At 33.7% G+C, this 15346-nt stretch carries 16 protein-coding genes; 3 read left to right on the top strand and 13 right to left on the bottom strand.

The window, feature by feature from the left end:
- Window positions 1-27: 27 nt before the first annotated feature.
- The 4 genes from JYK00_RS03915 to JYK00_RS03900 all read right to left on the bottom strand — a co-directional run bounded on the left by JYK00_RS03915 (window position 28) and on the right by JYK00_RS03900 (window position 5672).
- The gene (locus JYK00_RS03915; protein WP_207567383.1) at window positions 28-387 is read right to left on the bottom strand and encodes a response regulator; all 360 of its coding nucleotides are present in this window, start codon (window positions 385-387) and stop codon (window positions 28-30) included.
- A gap of 56 nt (window positions 388-443) precedes the next feature.
- Complete coding sequence (pulA, locus tag JYK00_RS03910) at window positions 444-2975, bottom strand: type I pullulanase (protein ID WP_207567382.1); 2532 nt, start codon at window positions 2973-2975, stop codon at window positions 444-446.
- 38 nt (window positions 2976-3013) lie between these two features.
- Complete coding sequence (locus JYK00_RS03905; RefSeq protein ID WP_207567381.1) at window positions 3014-5023, bottom strand: alpha-amylase family glycosyl hydrolase; 2010 nt, start codon at window positions 5021-5023, stop codon at window positions 3014-3016.
- Window positions 5024-5318: 295 nt separating this feature from the next.
- Window positions 5319-5672 (bottom strand): desulfoferrodoxin, encoded by a 354-nt coding sequence (locus JYK00_RS03900; protein WP_228288206.1) that lies wholly within the window; start codon window positions 5670-5672, stop codon window positions 5319-5321.
- A 71-nt stretch (window positions 5673-5743) separates the two neighbouring features.
- On the opposite strand from JYK00_RS03900, the gene istA reads away from it, so the two are divergent.
- Both istA and istB read left to right on the top strand, forming a co-directional pair.
- A complete protein-coding gene (gene istA, locus JYK00_RS03895; RefSeq protein ID WP_207566283.1) occupies window positions 5744-6958 on the top strand; it encodes an IS21 family transposase in 1215 nt (404 codons plus the stop codon).
- Window positions 6955-7716, top strand: coding sequence for an IS21-like element helper ATPase IstB (gene istB / locus JYK00_RS03890; RefSeq protein WP_207566088.1), 762 nt, complete (start codon window positions 6955-6957; stop codon window positions 7714-7716). The genes istA and istB overlap by 4 nt, the downstream gene beginning before the upstream one ends.
- Window positions 7717-7748: 32 nt before the next feature.
- On the opposite strand, the gene JYK00_RS03885 is transcribed toward istB, so the two are convergent.
- The 9 genes from JYK00_RS03885 to JYK00_RS03845 all read right to left on the bottom strand — a co-directional run bounded on the left by JYK00_RS03885 (window position 7749) and on the right by JYK00_RS03845 (window position 13910).
- Window positions 7749-7838 carry a desulfoferrodoxin FeS4 iron-binding domain-containing protein gene (locus tag JYK00_RS03885; RefSeq protein WP_207567379.1) on the bottom strand — a complete coding sequence of 30 codons (90 nt, stop codon included), beginning with the start codon at window positions 7836-7838 and terminating at the stop codon, window positions 7749-7751.
- A gap of 46 nt (window positions 7839-7884) precedes the next feature.
- Window positions 7885-8400, bottom strand: a complete 516-nt coding sequence (locus JYK00_RS03880) for a ferritin (protein ID WP_228288205.1) — start codon at window positions 8398-8400, stop codon at window positions 7885-7887.
- A 40-nt stretch (window positions 8401-8440) separates the two neighbouring features.
- On the bottom strand, window positions 8441-9079 hold the full coding sequence (locus tag JYK00_RS03875; RefSeq protein ID WP_207567377.1) for a peroxiredoxin: 639 nt from the start codon (window positions 9077-9079) through the stop codon (window positions 8441-8443).
- 3 nt (window positions 9080-9082) lie between these two features.
- On the bottom strand, window positions 9083-9490 hold the full coding sequence (locus tag JYK00_RS03870; RefSeq protein WP_207567376.1) for a Fur family transcriptional regulator: 408 nt from the start codon (window positions 9488-9490) through the stop codon (window positions 9083-9085).
- 190 nt (window positions 9491-9680) lie between these two features.
- Entirely contained in the window at window positions 9681-11024 is a 1344-nt protein-coding gene (locus JYK00_RS03865; RefSeq protein ID WP_228288204.1) for an NCS2 family permease, read from the bottom strand.
- A gap of 41 nt (window positions 11025-11065) precedes the next feature.
- Complete coding sequence (locus JYK00_RS03860; RefSeq protein WP_207567374.1) at window positions 11066-11263, bottom strand: hypothetical protein; 198 nt, start codon at window positions 11261-11263, stop codon at window positions 11066-11068.
- Between the two features lies 1 nt (window position 11264).
- Window positions 11265-12401, bottom strand: a complete 1137-nt coding sequence (locus tag JYK00_RS03855; RefSeq protein WP_207567373.1) for a DegT/DnrJ/EryC1/StrS family aminotransferase — start codon at window positions 12399-12401, stop codon at window positions 11265-11267.
- Entirely contained in the window at window positions 12401-13042 is a 642-nt protein-coding gene (locus tag JYK00_RS03850; RefSeq protein ID WP_207567372.1) for an endonuclease III domain-containing protein, read from the bottom strand. Before JYK00_RS03850 ends, JYK00_RS03855 begins: the two co-directional genes overlap by 1 nt.
- Window positions 13032-13910 (bottom strand): bifunctional riboflavin kinase/FAD synthetase, encoded by an 879-nt coding sequence (locus tag JYK00_RS03845; protein WP_207567371.1) that lies wholly within the window; start codon window positions 13908-13910, stop codon window positions 13032-13034. The genes JYK00_RS03850 and JYK00_RS03845 overlap by 11 nt, the downstream gene beginning before the upstream one ends.
- A gap of 69 nt (window positions 13911-13979) precedes the next feature.
- Between JYK00_RS03845 and JYK00_RS03840 the strand changes: the two genes are divergently transcribed.
- Window positions 13980-15221 (top strand): TM0106 family RecB-like putative nuclease, encoded by a 1242-nt coding sequence (locus tag JYK00_RS03840; RefSeq protein WP_207567370.1) that lies wholly within the window; start codon window positions 13980-13982, stop codon window positions 15219-15221.
- Window positions 15222-15346 lie beyond the last annotated feature (125 nt).

Here is a 15346-nt window from a genome sequence, read left to right as displayed (position 1 = left end):
CCTTATTATTGTGCGGGAGGGTATTGATTACATGTTAATTATCTTTGCTATAGTATCTTTAAGTTCTGTCAAATCTGAAGATTTTACTACATAAGCATCCGCTGCCCACGAGGCCAGGTCACTTCTATAATGCGAATAAGCCGTAAGAATTATTATCTTTACATCTTTCTTCATTTCTCGAAGTTTTCCAGCAAGTTCCAGCCCATTCATTCCTGGCATTTCTATATCCACTGTAACAAGCGCATAATCTTTTTCTCTAAATTTTTTCAACGCTTCTTCGCCGTTCGCCGCTTCATCTACATCGTAACCACTATCAACTAACTCTTCTGTGATTAGTAATCGCATATTATCTTCATCTTCAACAACAAGAATCTTTTTCTTGTCCATTGTTTCTCCCCCTTTCAAGAGAGGTAGAAAAACCCTTTTTCTAATTATATCACAAATTATTCATTCTTGTACAGAACATACGCTGAAATACCCTCAAGTGTTATTTTACCAGACACTTTCCTCAATACATTTGTTCCAGCTTCTTCACCATCTACTACTACATTCCAGATTCCTTCTGGTAAATCATATTCTACCATATTAAGATTACCATTATATATAACAAGAATTGTTTTCCAGCTGTCACCACCTGCGTTGTTATCTATCATAAATGAAACAACCCTTCTTTTTTTACTCCTTAATAATTTCACATGTTTCTTTATATCATCTGCCGTTCTTAACCTAAATGCAGGATGTGCCTTTCTAAGTGCTATAAGACCTTTATAGTAATTAAACACATCCATGTATTCATACTTTCTTTGATAATCAAGACCATTGATAGAAATTGGCGCATTATAAGAATTATCATTGAACTTTTTCGTTCTGGCAAAATCCTGACCCGCATGGATAAAAGGTATCCCCTGAGAAGTCAATATTATAGCACCTGCCAATTTCTGAGCGTTTCTTAACATTTCCTCTGTCCATTTATGTTTCGTATCACTTTGGGCTGCTAGATAATTTTTATCCCAGAGTGTATGATTGTCATGAGCCGCAACGTAATTTATTGTTTCCTCAGGATCAGAGGCAAAACTTTTATATCTGGAATCGTAATGTATACTACCAACCACACCTTTTTTAATAGCAGTTTCCTTTCCAATAGCTCCCATTAAAAATCCTCTTACCTTTGCATTAAACACTGAGCCTCTCATGGCATCTCTAAAATTATCATTAAACGCTGCTATATGAGTCCCTGCAACATCATTCTTTCCGAATCTTATAGGAGCGCCCCATCCACCCCATGGTTCACCATAAAGCAGAATAGTTGAATCAATGGAATGCACTGCCTTTTCAACTTCGAGCATTGTTTTTTTATCTATCAATCCCATTTGATCAAATCTAAATCCATCCACATGATATTCCTTAATCCAGTACAAAACGGTATCTACGATAAATTTTCTCATCATCGGTCTTTCTGAGGCAATAACGTTTCCACAACCACTTTCATTTAAATGAGCTCCTGTTTTATCAACTCTGTAAAAATAATATGGAACAGTTTGATCAAAAGGAGATAATTCGCCTACACCAAACGTATGAGGAAACACCATATCAAGTACTACCCTTATACCATTTTTATGAAGTGCCTGAACCATTTGCTTAACTTCCTTTATTCGCGTATATGGATTGAATGGATCAGTTGAATATCTCCCCTCTGGCACTGTAAAAAGATAAGGATCATAACCCCAGTTGTAACTCTTCTCAAAATCTTTACTTGCTTCATCACCTGTATAAAAATCAAACATTGGTAAAATATGCACATAATTAACTCCAAGTTCTACTAAATGCGAAAGCCCTGTTGAAACACCACCGGGGCCTTTTGTATTTTCTTCTGTAAGTCCAAGATAAGTCCCCCTATTTTTAACACCGGAATTTTCAAGACCCGTCATGTCTGCTATGTGTATTTCATAAACTATTGCGTCTTCGAGCGCTTCCATATACGGCCTTTTATCTTTACTCCAGTTAGCTGGATCAGTTTTACCAAGATCAACAACTGCACTTTTTGCCCCATTTTTATATACAGCTTTCGAATAATAATCAACTGTTTCTCTTATTTTCCCATAACTTTCAAATCTATACTTATAAAAGATTCCATCTAAATTTCCTTTTACCACAGCTTCCCATACACCTTTACCAATATAGTTCATATCAACGACTTTGTATGGCTTATCATCAGCGCCATTTTTATAAAGCAGCACTTTTGCAGTTTTTGAAACAGGAGACCAAACTCTGAATATAGTCTTTTCAGGAGTATAAATATAACCAAGTTCCCCATCATAATATAAACTATCAAGCACTTCCATCATGTAAACTGTGGCAGGTTTAAAACCATCTATATATAACACCACGTCTTTTCTAAAATCATCCTCTTCAAGAGGCTCTTTAAGGAATATTCTTATATAATTTGTTTTTGAAATATCAGTTGGATCAGCCTTTTCAATTTTCTCTACTTTTCTTTCAACACCATCAACAGTTACTTTTATTCCTGTAAAAGTTTTTGTATCAATTTGATTTGTCAAATAAGCCTCTATTATATTTTTTGCCCTTGCCTGGGCGAAAAACACTCTTGGACTTACATCTGGTTTGTTCGTATAAATTTCCTCAACGCCCTGCAAAATCCACACCTCCGCTTTACCGTCTTTTATATCTACAAACCTATCTTTGGCAACATCTTTTGCCTGCCACTCGTTAAGCCTTACTATTATTCCAACCTGCTGAAGATCCATGTCGAGTTTTACAACAGCTACCACTCCAAAATCATCTTTTTCAGTAAATTGATACGCTTTTCCTTCCATAGGCGTTGGTTTCATTGGCCATATCCACAAATTCCAGCCTTCATAATTATTATCAAATCTGTGATAATGGACCACTATAGTTGTTTCCGCAAAGCTGACAATCACCAATAATAACATCATTACCATTAAAAATTTTCTCATAAACCCAATCCCTCCTTGTTATATTTGTGTAATTTCCATCATATATTAATCCCAAGTAACAAAAATTCACCAGGATTAAGACTTAATAAAATATCGTTTGAAACTTCTATTTCTTTTTCTCCATACCTTGTCCAGAGCTTCAAATTTTTTATATGGATTGGTCTTTGAGCTGTTTTGTCAATATATATTTCAAAATCTCTTTTCCATGCAAGATCAAGATTCCCTACAATTATTATTCCTCTGTCTTCCAACCAATACGACATATTTGCCAGAAAACCATCCTGATAACTAAAATATACATACTTAAATTCTCCAGAATACAGAAAAGATTCATACCTTTTCCTGAGAGCCATAAGATTCGTCAGATAATTATAGAGCTCCTCATCATAATCGCCCCAGTGAAGAACATAGTGTTCAAAAAAAGCCAGTTTTCCGTAAAATTCATCATCAGGAGGTAGAACAGTTTTTCCCCATATTGTATTGTCTAATCCAAGATTCATTGGTTGGAGCTCTCCTATCTCCTGCCCGGAATTTATATACGGTATACCATTTGGGGAAAAATATAAAAGAAATGGCGCAAGAAACTTAAGTTTTTCACCATTTTCACGTGACTTAATTCTCGGTGTATCCGGTGTTTCACATGACGCCAAAAATGGCAACTTCAACTTTGGGCTTGTATCCTCCAACAACTTATAAAATTCTTCCCGGCGAGCAACAGCATACCAGCTATTACCGAGAATAGCGTGATAGCCTTCTTTCATTGCCTTTTCATCATTTTTCATTTCAAGTTCTTCTGCAATAAATGAAAAAGCCGGATCATAATCTTTAGCTCGTGAAATTATCATGTCCTGCAAATCGGAAGGCAAAGCATGCCCCATATCAATTCGCGCACCATCTATACCAAATCTTTTTTGATAACCTGGTATTATATCAGAAAGATACTCCCATAACTCCCTGTTTGGAACTTCTCCAGGAAATTTACTTGCTTTAATGACATCAAACAAAATATACGGTTTTTGATTTTTAGAAATGTATTTTCTTACATCTCTGGGATGATCAAGATACAACCTTAAAAAAGTAACGTCATCCCAGGTAGGTTGTGAATCGTTAATCCAGTCTGAAAATCCTGGAGGAGTTACTATTCCGAACTCTTTTATAATGTTAATCAGTATGTTTCCATTCATCTTTTTTACTCTTTCCCATTTTTCAGGATCAATTTTATCTGGTGAGTCAACAAACCTTTTGAGATGTGTTTTCACATCTTTATTATTGTAAATAACTGATAAATCGTCTTTATCCGGTATCTTAAAAGGAAGTTCTTCTATTCTTGGAGGTTTATAAAACGGTAAATCATCAACTTTGATCCAATAAAACCAGTCAGGATGTTCCCTGATAATATCAGAATCTCTGGCAGCAGTTCGTGGAATAAAATCCAGAACAATTCTTATACCCAGAACATGCGCAGCCTCAACAAGTGCTTTAAATTCATCCTCAACTGTAAATTCTTCAAGTAAAGAATCGTGATAACCCTCATCAAGCATCATTGGATTTTTCACAGCATAAGGAGAGCCTATACTTCCTTTTTTAAACAAATTACTGGGCTTGCTAATTGGAAGCATATATAAAGTATTAACACCTAATCTCTTTATATATGGAAGTAACGCTATCATCTTCAAAAAAGTCCCGGATTCTTTAAACCCGAGAATGTCACTTTCTTCAAAATTTCCAAAGCCTTTATGATTAAAAGCTGCAGTCATTCTCGGCAAAGTTCCATAAAACACTGCTTTTTTAATCCATTCCGGTGAAAATTCACCTCTAATCCTCGAAAGAGACATCGAATAATTAATTTCATCTTGTGAATTTTCTAAAATTAAACCTATCACCTTTGAAAAATAGGCATAAGGATCAACAAAATAAACTTTTTCTTTTTCCTCAAATATATCACCAAGTTTACTTTCAAATCCTCTAACCCATAACTTAGGAACTGCGTAATTTTTGTGCCCTGTTGTTCTACTTTTCAAATACTTATATATTTCTCTCAAAACCATATAAACACCTCCATGCGCATAGAAACGGTTCCAAAAATGTTTAAAAAAATTTTCTTTAAAGATTATATCACAATTTTCTCCATTGTAGATAGTAAAAATTATTGTCTCTGTCAGATAATTGTTAGCTCAGGTATTACTACATCTGTTTATTTTTACTCTTTTCCACTCAACTTTATATACATCTTCTTTATTTTCCTCTCATGACTCCTCTATCCAATTCATCTTACCCCATTAAAAAACATGGCTTCGACTGTACATCGAAGCCATGTATAGTATTTTATTAGAGTTCGCCCAATTATTTATTTACCCAAAGACCGTGAACGTTGCAATATTCTCTTGCGGATACTTTTTCTCCCCTTGGAACTTTAAATAGTGCTTCAGGCTTATCACCCGGGTTTAAATATTTTTTATATACCATTTCATCTACTATCAATTCAATCCACTCTATATAATGATTCTCTTCCATGGGATGTAAAGCATTTTCTCCAATTTTCACGTGATAACCTTCATCTATTTCTTGAATAAACGGCACATGTTTTTCTTCTGAAGTATCTGCTGTTTTTTCCTCTAACAACGTCATTGGCTGTCCACAACAAACAAGTGTCCCCTTCGCTTCATGAACTGTAAATGGTAAAATACAAATGGACAAAAAGAGGAAAATAAAAATGCACAAAAATGTACATAAATGGTATCCTTCCTTTGGGAGGAGGGATACCAAAGATGGAGAAAATCAAACAACATTTGCAAATGTTAAGGGGGATGAATTTGAAACCTAACTTTTCTGAACTAGCAAGGATATATGGGATAGATAGAAGAACTGTAAAGAAGTATTGGGAAGGTTATCAGGGAAAGCCTAAAACTAGAAACAAACCCAGTAAGCTGGATAAATATTTTGAAAAAATAGCGATGTTAATGTCAATTAAAGGAATTACAATTAGAGCGGCATATGAAAGATTGAGAGATGAAGAAGGAGATGTAATTGGAACATATTCGAACTTTAGGAAATATGTAAAAAGGAAGGGGTTGAGAGCTGAGAAGAATTCTAAAGGACATCCGAGGTTTGAAACTTTACCTGGTATTCAAGCTCAAGTGGATTGGAAAGAAAATATGAGATTACATTCAAAAAGTGGTGAAGAATTTGTAGTAAATGTATTTAATTACAAATTGGGATATTCAAGATACTGTTACTTTGAATACAGACAAAGCAAAACACAACAAGATATTTTTGAATGTTTAATCAACGCATTTAAAGCTACAGGTGGTGTTCCTCAAGAAATACTATTCGACAATATGAAATCTGTTGTAGATATTACCGAAAACGGTAGAAAAATAAACAACAAGATGAAAGCTTTTGCGAAAGATTTTGGGTTTAAAATTAAATTATGTAAGCCAAAGCACTCATATACCAAAGGGAAAGTAGAATCAGCAAATAAATTTTTAAATTGGTTATTAGCATATAATTACGCTTTTGAAAGTGAGGAAGAATTAAAGGATATAATCAGAAGGATAAATAAAAAAGTCAACACACGAATAAATCAAGCAACTAATGTTCCACCACTGTTGTTGTTTCAAAAAGAAAAGGAGTATTTATTCCCACTACCAAAAAGACATATCATTGAATCATATGTAGATTATTCTGTCAAAGTTAAAGTCCAAAAAGATTCATTGATATACTACAAAGGGAATAAATACTCCGTTCCACCAGAATACATAGGAAAAATAGTTAATTTAAAAATCAATGAGAACTACATCTATGTGTATTATATCACAGAGTTAATAGCAGTACACGAAATAACAGGTAAAAAAATTAATTATCTTAATAACCATTATATGGCATTAATGAGAAAGCATATAAAAAGCGGCGAAGAATTAAAAGAAGTATGTGAGAATAATTTAAAAAATCTGGATAAATTCTTGCAGGAGGGAAATGTATGAATGTTTATATAAAATTACAAAACAATCTGGAAGAATTGAATCTGGTAAATATGAAAAATAATCTGGATAAATATATAACCCTTATAAATAATGAAGAAAAAAGCATAGTAGAAGCATTATATGAATTAAGTGAATTAGAGTTAAAAGCAAAGAGAAAAAGAGCTATTGCTTCAATGGTAAAAGTTGCTAATTTTCCTTTTTTGAAAGGAATAGAAGATTTTGACTTTGATTTTCAACCTGGAATAAATAAACAACAAATCTTAGATTTAAAAAGCTTAAGATTTGTGGAAAATAATGAAAATATATTATTTGTAGGTACTCCAGGAGTTGGTAAAACGCATCTTGCTGTTTCATTGGGAATTGAATGTGCAAAACATAGATACTCAACATATTTTATACATTTTCAAGAATTAATAGCTCAATTGAAAAAGGCTTTAAAAGAAAATAGATTAGAAGTAAGACTAAAACATTTTGCAAAATACAAAGTATTAATAATAGATGAAATAGGATATTTACCAATAGATAAAGATGGTGCAAATATATTCTTCCAGTTAATCTCAAAAAGATATGAAAAACATTCAACGATAATAACAACCAATACACCGTTTTCAGAGTGGAGTGAAATATTTGGATCCCCTGTCCTGGCTCAAGCAATCCTGGATAGACTACTGCATCATTCCCACGTAATTTCAATTAAAGGTGAATCATATAGATTAAAGGAAAAACTCGAATTTTTCTCTAATTCTTCTAAGCAATAATACTTTTTTTGTCCATTATTATTTTCCCTTTTTTATGCATTTTTATCTTGACTTTTACAATGAACAACTTCTACAATATTCCCACAAACCTCACACCTGTAAATTTGTCCTCTCTTCGTCATAATTTATCCCTCCCCTTAAAACTATCCAAAAATCCCTTATGAAAATCTACGTATTATTATTTTGAGTTAATGGACTATAAACTCTTTGCCCTAATTCATTATCAAGCATGAATATTGCTTCTTTTCTATCACCAATCCATTCCAATTTGTTCAATATTTCATTAGCATTTTCTTCCTCTTCAACTTGTTCATCAATATACCACTGCAGGAAATTATACGTTGCTCTATCTTTAAGCTCTTCTGCAAGATCCACCAAATCATTTATACATTTAGTTATATGTTTTTCGTGTTCCAAAACCTGTTTGAAAACGTCAAGTGGCCCATCCCATTTTTCTGTTGGTTCTTTAATTGAAAACAATTTAACATTATCGCCACGGCTTAAAATATAATCAAAAATCTTCATCGCATGGTCCCTTTCTTCTTGAGCCTGAATTCTCATCCAGTTTGCAAATCCCTTTAACCCAATTTTTTCAAAATAAGCTGACATAGATAAATACAGATAAGCAGAATAAAATTCCTCATTAGTCTGTTTGTTCAAAGCCTCTATCATTCTTTCTTCCATCATCTCTTCCCCCTTTTTTCAAATTATTAGATATTACATTCTACCTTATCTTTTTATGACAGAACCACCAATCAAAACAATCATATTCTTTCAATCTCTTTTCCGCGTCTTCTGTGGTTGATGCCGGTGGAACTATCACTTCATCATTAACAAGTTCATTGTTCGGCCAATTCGCTGGTAACGCTACTCCGTTTTCATCTACTATCTGCAACCCTTTCACAATTCTTAAAATTTCATCCATATTTCTTCCAAGTTCTTGTGGGTAATAAAGAATTGTCCTGAGAATACCATCCGGATCGATTACAAATACAGCTCTAACAGTATTCGTTCCTTTGGCAGGATGAATCATTCCAAGCATTTCGGCGATTCGTCCTCGATCATCGGCAATAACAGGAAATTTGATTTCAATCCCCAACTTTTCTTTTATCCACTCAACCCATTTAATGTGAGAAAAAACCTGGTCAATACTCAATCCAACCAGTTCTGTGTTTACCTTTTTAAACTCATCATACCTTTTTTGAAACGCCACAAATTCTGTAGTACAGACAGGTGTAAAATCGGCAGGGTGGCTAAATAAAACAACCCATTTACCCTTAAAATCATCTGGGAATCTAAGGACTCCTTTAGTTGTTACAGCTTTAAATTCTGGTATCTTTTCCCCAATAAGTGGTAACGACATACTCTACTCACCTCCATTTAAACAATGTCTACATATTCCAACAATGTAATATTCAACCCTTTTCACCTTATGACCTTCAATTTCCTTAATGTTAAATAACGGTATTTCATCATGAAGATCATAAATTTTCTTACATCGTTCACAATAAAAATGATGATGTGGTTCTTCAACATAGTCATATCTAACAGATCCGGGGGTAACTATTTCAAGCAAAATACCTTCTTCTGATAAAAGATTTAAAGTGTTGTACACCGTAGCTCTGGAAATTCCCGGAACCTCTTTTTGTAGCAATCTGAAAATCTCCTCAGCCGACATGTGATTCTTATGTTTCATAACAAATTTTAAGATATGAATTCTCTGCAAAGTGGGTCTAACACCATGTTTTGTCAAAATACGCACCACTTTTTCCATATCAACACCTCTTTATACAATGTCTAAATTTATTATAAATCTAAATTTAGATTATGTCAAGATAATAGTCTTGATTAAAAAATAAAAAAGTGTTCCTTTTTACCCAAAATAAAAAAACATGGCTACGCTGGAATAACGTAGCCATGTTTTTAAAAGCCAATACTTATTAGTATCTGTTATATTATACCCATTATGCTCCTCTAAGATATATAAGATAAATTCCGAATAATATCGCAAGAACCCATGTAAACCAGTGAACTTCTTTGGCCTTTCCGCTGAATGTTTTTACAATAGGATATGTTATCAAACCAAGCGCAATACCATTTGCTATGGAATATGTTAATGGCATCATAATTAACGTTACGAAAGCTGGTATTGCATCGGTGATATCATCCCAATTGATAAGTCTTAACGTCTTAAGCATTAAAACGCCAACAAACACAAGAGCAGGTGCCGTTGCTGCACCTGGAACTGTTAATCCTAAAGGTGCAAAGAAAAGCATAAGAAGCATTAAAATTGCAACTGTAACCGCTGTTAATCCTGTTCTACCACCTTCTGCTATTCCCGTACTACTTTCTATATACGTTGTTACCGTAGAAGTTCCAAACAAAGCTCCTACCGTTGTTCCAACAGCATCTGACATGTAAGCCTTGTTAGCCCTTGGAAATTCTCCGTTTTTTATAAAACCAGCACTCTCTGCAAGGCCAGTCAATGTTCCCAATGTATCAAAAAAGTCTACAAAGAAGAATGTAAACACAACAATCCAGAAAGTTCCACTTAACAGATCAGACCATGTGAATTTTTCAAATAGTTTCAAAAAAGTGGGAGAAATATCAGGAACTTTTCCAACAATTCCCTGGTATTTCGTTACACCAAAAATTGGCAACGCTCCAATTGCTGTTGATAATAGAATGCCTATAAGTATTGAACCTGGTACTTTTAATGCAAATAATATGGAAATAATGAAAAATCCTAATATTGCCACAATAGCTGCTGGTTGAGTTAAATCACCAAGTGTTACAAACGTTGCTTTATCACTAACAACTATTCCTGCGGTTTTAAGCCCTATAAACGCAATGAAAAGACCTATACCAGCACTTGTAGCAAGTTTAATACTTGAAGGTACAGCTTTTACTACAAATCCTCGTACTCCAGTTAAAGTAAGTATAATGAAGATAATACCTTCCACAAAAACCGCAGCGAGTGCTATACGCCAGTCAATACCAAGTTTCAAACATACAGTAAATGCAAAGTATGCGTTTAACCCCATTCCAGGTGCAAGTGCAAATGGATAATTTGCCCATAGACCCATAATTAAAGTGGCTGTTGCTGCACCAAGAATAGTTGCAACCATAAAAGCTCCGAAAAATTGGGTGTAAAGATCGCTTCCAGGAGTTGCTCCAGGAATAACGTTAATCAATATGTTTGGATTTACAAATATGATGTAGGCCATCGTAAGGAAAGTAGTAATACCTGCAATGATCTCAGTACGTATGTTAGTCCCGCTTTCTTTTAGTTTAAAAAACTTCTCCACAAACATCCCTCCCCCTTAAGATGTATGAATTGTGAATTAAACTATTTTATTTTTATACGAGTTTTTCTGGTAAATTCCACCAATACACCCTCCACTATCATGTTATCAATATCCATGTGTTCAACAAGCTCCACTATCATTTCTTCTAATTCTTTTTTTTCACGGTTAAGCTCTTTTATTGTTTCTTTCACTTTAAGATACCTTTTTAAAAGTTCTTCCAATGTGTTTGTGCTTTCCATTTCATCCCTCCATTGCCTCTTTTATTTTTTCAACAATTGTTTCAATTTCGCTATACGTCAACTCAGGAAATATCGGTAGTGCAAGAGTTGTTTGCGATAATTTTTCAGAAACAGGCAAATCTCCTTTTTTGTATCCTAAATCTTTAAAACATTTTTGCAGATGAAGCGGTAATGGATAATATATACTGGTCCCTATACTATTGTTTTTTAGATGCTCTTTAACTTTTTCTCTAATTTTATTACTTTCAAATTCTATCACATATTGATGGAAAACGTGGTATCTGTAAGATTTTTCCAATATTTTCGGAAATTTAATTGGTAATTGGCGTTTTTCAAATTCTATCGCATATTTCTCCGCAATTTTTGCCCTTTTTTCCGTCCATAAATCAATGTATTTTAGCTTCACATTTAAAATGGCTGCCTGAATTTCATCGAGTCTTGAATTATAACCTATTTCATCATGTAAATATTTTTTCTTTGCACCGTGTACCCTTAGAGTTTTTGATTTTTCATATATTTCCACATTATTCGTAATGATCATTCCTCCATCACCATAAGCGCCAAGATTTTTCGTGGGAAAAAAGGACAATATGGCCGCGTCACCAACTGTACCACTTTTTTTAATTTCTCCATTTACCTCACCTTCTGATCCTATTGACTGTGCACAATCTTCAAGAACTTTTACACCATATTTTTCTTTGAGATAATTTAACCCTTCAAGATCAACCGTTTGACCAAAAAGATGGACAGGTATTATTCCAAATACAGTTTCATTTTTCAACACGTATTCCACCTGATTTAAATCAATATTATAGCTTTCAGGTTCTACATCTACAAAGACAGGTTTTCCACCATTTCTCACAATACTCGAAGCAGTAGCAAAAAAAGTGTATGGTGTGGTAATTACTTTATCACCTTTTTTTATTCCCATTGCCCTTAAAGCGATAACAAGTGCATCACTTCCATTACCAACACCAACTGCATAATTCACTTTCAAATAATCAGCTATACTTTCTTCAAGTTTCTTTACTTCAGGTCCAAGTATCACTCTTCCAGAAGCTAAGACTTTATCAACTGCAACTATTATCTCTTCTTTAATACTGGAATATTGCCTTGTTAAATCAAAAAGAGGTATCACTATCTTTTCCCTCCCTTTTCTGATTTATAATATTTACATTTTTCCTTAACAACACACAAATTACATTTTGGAGATATTGGTCTGCAGATTTTCTTTCCAAATTCTACCATTGATCCATTTAAAGGACCCCATAGCCTTTTTGGAAGAATTTTCATAAGTAAAGTTTCAGTTTCTTCTGGAGTCTTTGTACTTACCCAGCCAAGTCTGTTTGAAATTCTATGCACATGTGTATCTACGGCAAGCGCAGGAATTCCAAAGGATACGTACAAAACTATATTAGCAGTTTTCCTCCCAACACCGGGAAGGGAAATAAGTTCTTCAAGTGTATCTGGAACTTTACCTGAATACTTTTTCTTAATAATTTTAGATATTTCTACTATTCTTTTCGCTTTCTGCTTATAAAGGCCTGCTGGCTTTATAAGTTCATACAATTGTTGAGGAGATGTATTCGCTATTTTGTCTACACTATCATAAACAGAAAATAACTTTTCACTTGCAATCTCAGTGTTTTCATCTTTACTACGCTGACTGAGAACAGTTGTTATAAGTACTCTGTATGGATCAGTTATGCTATGATTACGTGGGAAAGATTTTATAATTTTTTCTGCAACTAAAACTATTTCCTGTTCTTTAATTTTCATTTCTTTCCTCCAGAAAAGCTATAATTTTTCGCGCTTTTTTTACATCTTTTCTTATCTGAGAGGTAAGTTCATTGATGTTCTCAAAATTTTCTTCTGACCTTAAAAACTGCAACAGCTCTATATGAATCTCTCTGCCGTACAAATTACCCTGAAAATCCAATATGTATACTTCATATTTTATATCTTCGGTTTGTTCCACAGTAGGTCGGTACCCGATATTCATCAAGCCGTAATATCTTTCAGGTATATAAACCCTGCATAAATAGACCCCTGGCTTTGGAGTAATCAGAGCTTTATCACGCTTAATATTTGCTGTGGGAAATCCCAATTTTCTTCCTATCTGTTTATCTTTGTAAACCTTTCCATGCATACTGTATGGCCTGCCTAAAAGTTCATTCGCTTTTCTTATTTGTCCTTCAAGTATCAGATTCCTTATTAAAGTACTGCTGATACGTTCACCGTTTGCCAATAAATTGTTTACTACTTTAAGCTCTATTCCAGACTTTTCGCATTGTTTTTTTAGATAATTTATGTCACCACGGGCATTTTTTCCAAATCTGAAATCTTCACCTACCACTATAGCTGCAGTATTTCTGGAAATCTCTTTAAAAAATTCATCTGCAGTTACGTCCTTTATATTCATAAGATCAAGCGTATAGACTGCACCGTACATTTCAAGGTGCATTAACCGTTCTTCTAAAGTTATCAAAAGTCCAGGAAAGCTTCCCACATAATATTCCATAGGGTAAATTATGGTATATATTTCAACTTTTGAATCATATTTTTCAGAAAGCTTCTTAACCTCTTCTAAAATTTTTATATGTCCCTTGTGCACTCCATCAAAGACTCCAACAGTAACAACTCTCATGATTGTGTCCCCTTCTGAAATATTCAAATATACGATATAATTATAACATGTCATTAGAGGTGGTTGCTTATGCTAATTAATGTTTCCAGTATAAAAACTATATTAACATGTCCAAGAAAATTCTGGATAGATAATCATCAAACAGGCACAAAAGACTGCGCTGAAGAAGATGTCACCAGAACAATTCTAAGATATGGTGGTTCAACAAAATCTGCAAAATTATGTACAGGTGTTTTTGGAATAAAATTGTGTTCATGCGGATTGGAACTTTTTTCAGACTCAAAAAACATAAAGCTAATTTCCCATCGCAGAGGAAAAAAACTTTACACTTATCATTATTACGAAGCTGCCCTTCATGGGTATATTTATAATACAGAAGCTAACTCAACTGGAAAGAAACTGAGAATTATCTTCAAAAGTCCCCACTACGAAATAGAATTATCATGGCAGCTTTATTTAGATAAAGCTTTAAATTTAATGAGCGAAATATCAAAAATGGACGAACCTTTTCCTGTGTTAAACCATGAATGTCGTTTTTGTATTTATGCAGAAGAATGTAAAGCAATTCTCGTAAAAAAAGGTGAACTCTCTGTACTAAGAGGATTAGGAAAAAACGCTATTGAAAAATTACATAGTAATGGTATTGAAAAACTTTCAGATATTATTGAGAGAAAAGGTCTTTTAAAAGAATTAGTGGGTGAAACCAGAGGAGAGAAAATTTACCTGCTGGCAAAAGCGTTTATGCAAGAAAAAATTTACCAGATTAAACCTATTCCAGACTTACCAGATGGTATTTTCTTAGATATTGAAAGTTATCCTCCAAAACAATTTCATTACCTGTTTGGTGTTCTTCTGAAAAATAAATACATTCCATTTATGGCAACTACTCCAGACAATGAGAAAAAAACATTCCTAAAACTCATCAAATTCCTCGAAAAAAATGAAGGACCGATATACCACTACCACACTTATGAACCAAATCAAATCAAATCACTCTTAAAAAAATTCAAAATGAATTCAAATATCACAAGAAGATTTGTTGATATATACGAAATAGTCTCGCAACATCTTGCAATTCCAACAATTTCATACTCATTAAAAAGCCTTGCAAAATATTTCGGTTTCCACTGGAGAACAGATCTTAATGGTATGAAAGTTGTTACAAAATTTGAAGAATTTTTGAAAACAAAAAACAAGAAAATTATAGAAGAAATTCTGACTTACAACGAAGACGATGTACGAGCCACAAAACTACTCTGGGAGGTTTTAAAATCAAAGAGGGAAAGGAGGATATCATCCAAAGAAGATTAGTAACGAAGAGGATGTTATCACAAGAAATGAGATGACAAATGAAATGTCATCCCGAGGAATGAAATGACGAGGGATCTTATTCCTTTACTAACTCTTGCAAGATTCTTCGTCGTTTCATTCCTCAG

The sequence above is a fragment of the Thermosipho ferrireducens genome (genome assembly GCF_017358165.1).
Lineage (GTDB): Bacteria > Thermotogota > Thermotogae > Thermotogales > Fervidobacteriaceae > Thermosipho_B > Thermosipho_B ferrireducens.
Note: the sequence above shows the minus strand (reverse complement) of the source record. Positions and strands in the feature narration are given on the sequence as shown.

Bases quoted from the DNA above. Each gene is read 5' to 3' on its own strand.
- istB (WP_207566088.1), top strand. From the start codon at position 6,955: ATGAATGTTTATATAAAATTACAAAACAATCTGGAAGAATTGAATCTG.
- JYK00_RS03850 (WP_207567372.1), bottom strand. From the start codon at position 13,042: ATGAAAATTAAAGAACAGGAAATAGTTTTAGTTGCAGAAAAAATTATA.
- JYK00_RS03880 (WP_228288205.1), bottom strand. From the start codon at position 8,400: ATGGAAGAAAGAATGATAGAGGCTTTGAACAAACAGACTAATGAGGAA.
- JYK00_RS03875 (WP_207567377.1), bottom strand. From the start codon at position 9,079: ATGTCGTTACCACTTATTGGGGAAAAGATACCAGAATTTAAAGCTGTA.
- JYK00_RS03915 (WP_207567383.1), bottom strand. From the start codon at position 387: ATGGACAAGAAAAAGATTCTTGTTGTTGAAGATGAAGATAATATGCGA.
- JYK00_RS03905 (WP_207567381.1), bottom strand. From the start codon at position 5,023: ATGGTTTTGAGAGAAATATATAAGTATTTGAAAAGTAGAACAACAGGG.
- JYK00_RS03860 (WP_207567374.1), bottom strand. From the start codon at position 11,263: ATGGAAAGCACAAACACATTGGAAGAACTTTTAAAAAGGTATCTTAAA.
- JYK00_RS03845 (WP_207567371.1), bottom strand. From the start codon at position 13,910: ATGAGAGTTGTTACTGTTGGAGTCTTTGATGGAGTGCACAAGGGACAT.
- JYK00_RS03885 (WP_207567379.1), bottom strand. From the start codon at position 7,838: ATGACGAAGAGAGGACAAATTTACAGGTGTGAGGTTTGTGGGAATATT.
- JYK00_RS03840 (WP_207567370.1), top strand. From the start codon at position 13,980: ATGCTAATTAATGTTTCCAGTATAAAAACTATATTAACATGTCCAAGA.
- istA (WP_207566283.1), top strand. From the start codon at position 5,744: ATGGAGAAAATCAAACAACATTTGCAAATGTTAAGGGGGATGAATTTG.
- JYK00_RS03870 (WP_207567376.1), bottom strand. From the start codon at position 9,490: ATGGAAAAAGTGGTGCGTATTTTGACAAAACATGGTGTTAGACCCACT.
- pulA (WP_207567382.1), bottom strand. From the start codon at position 2,975: ATGAGAAAATTTTTAATGGTAATGATGTTATTATTGGTGATTGTCAGC.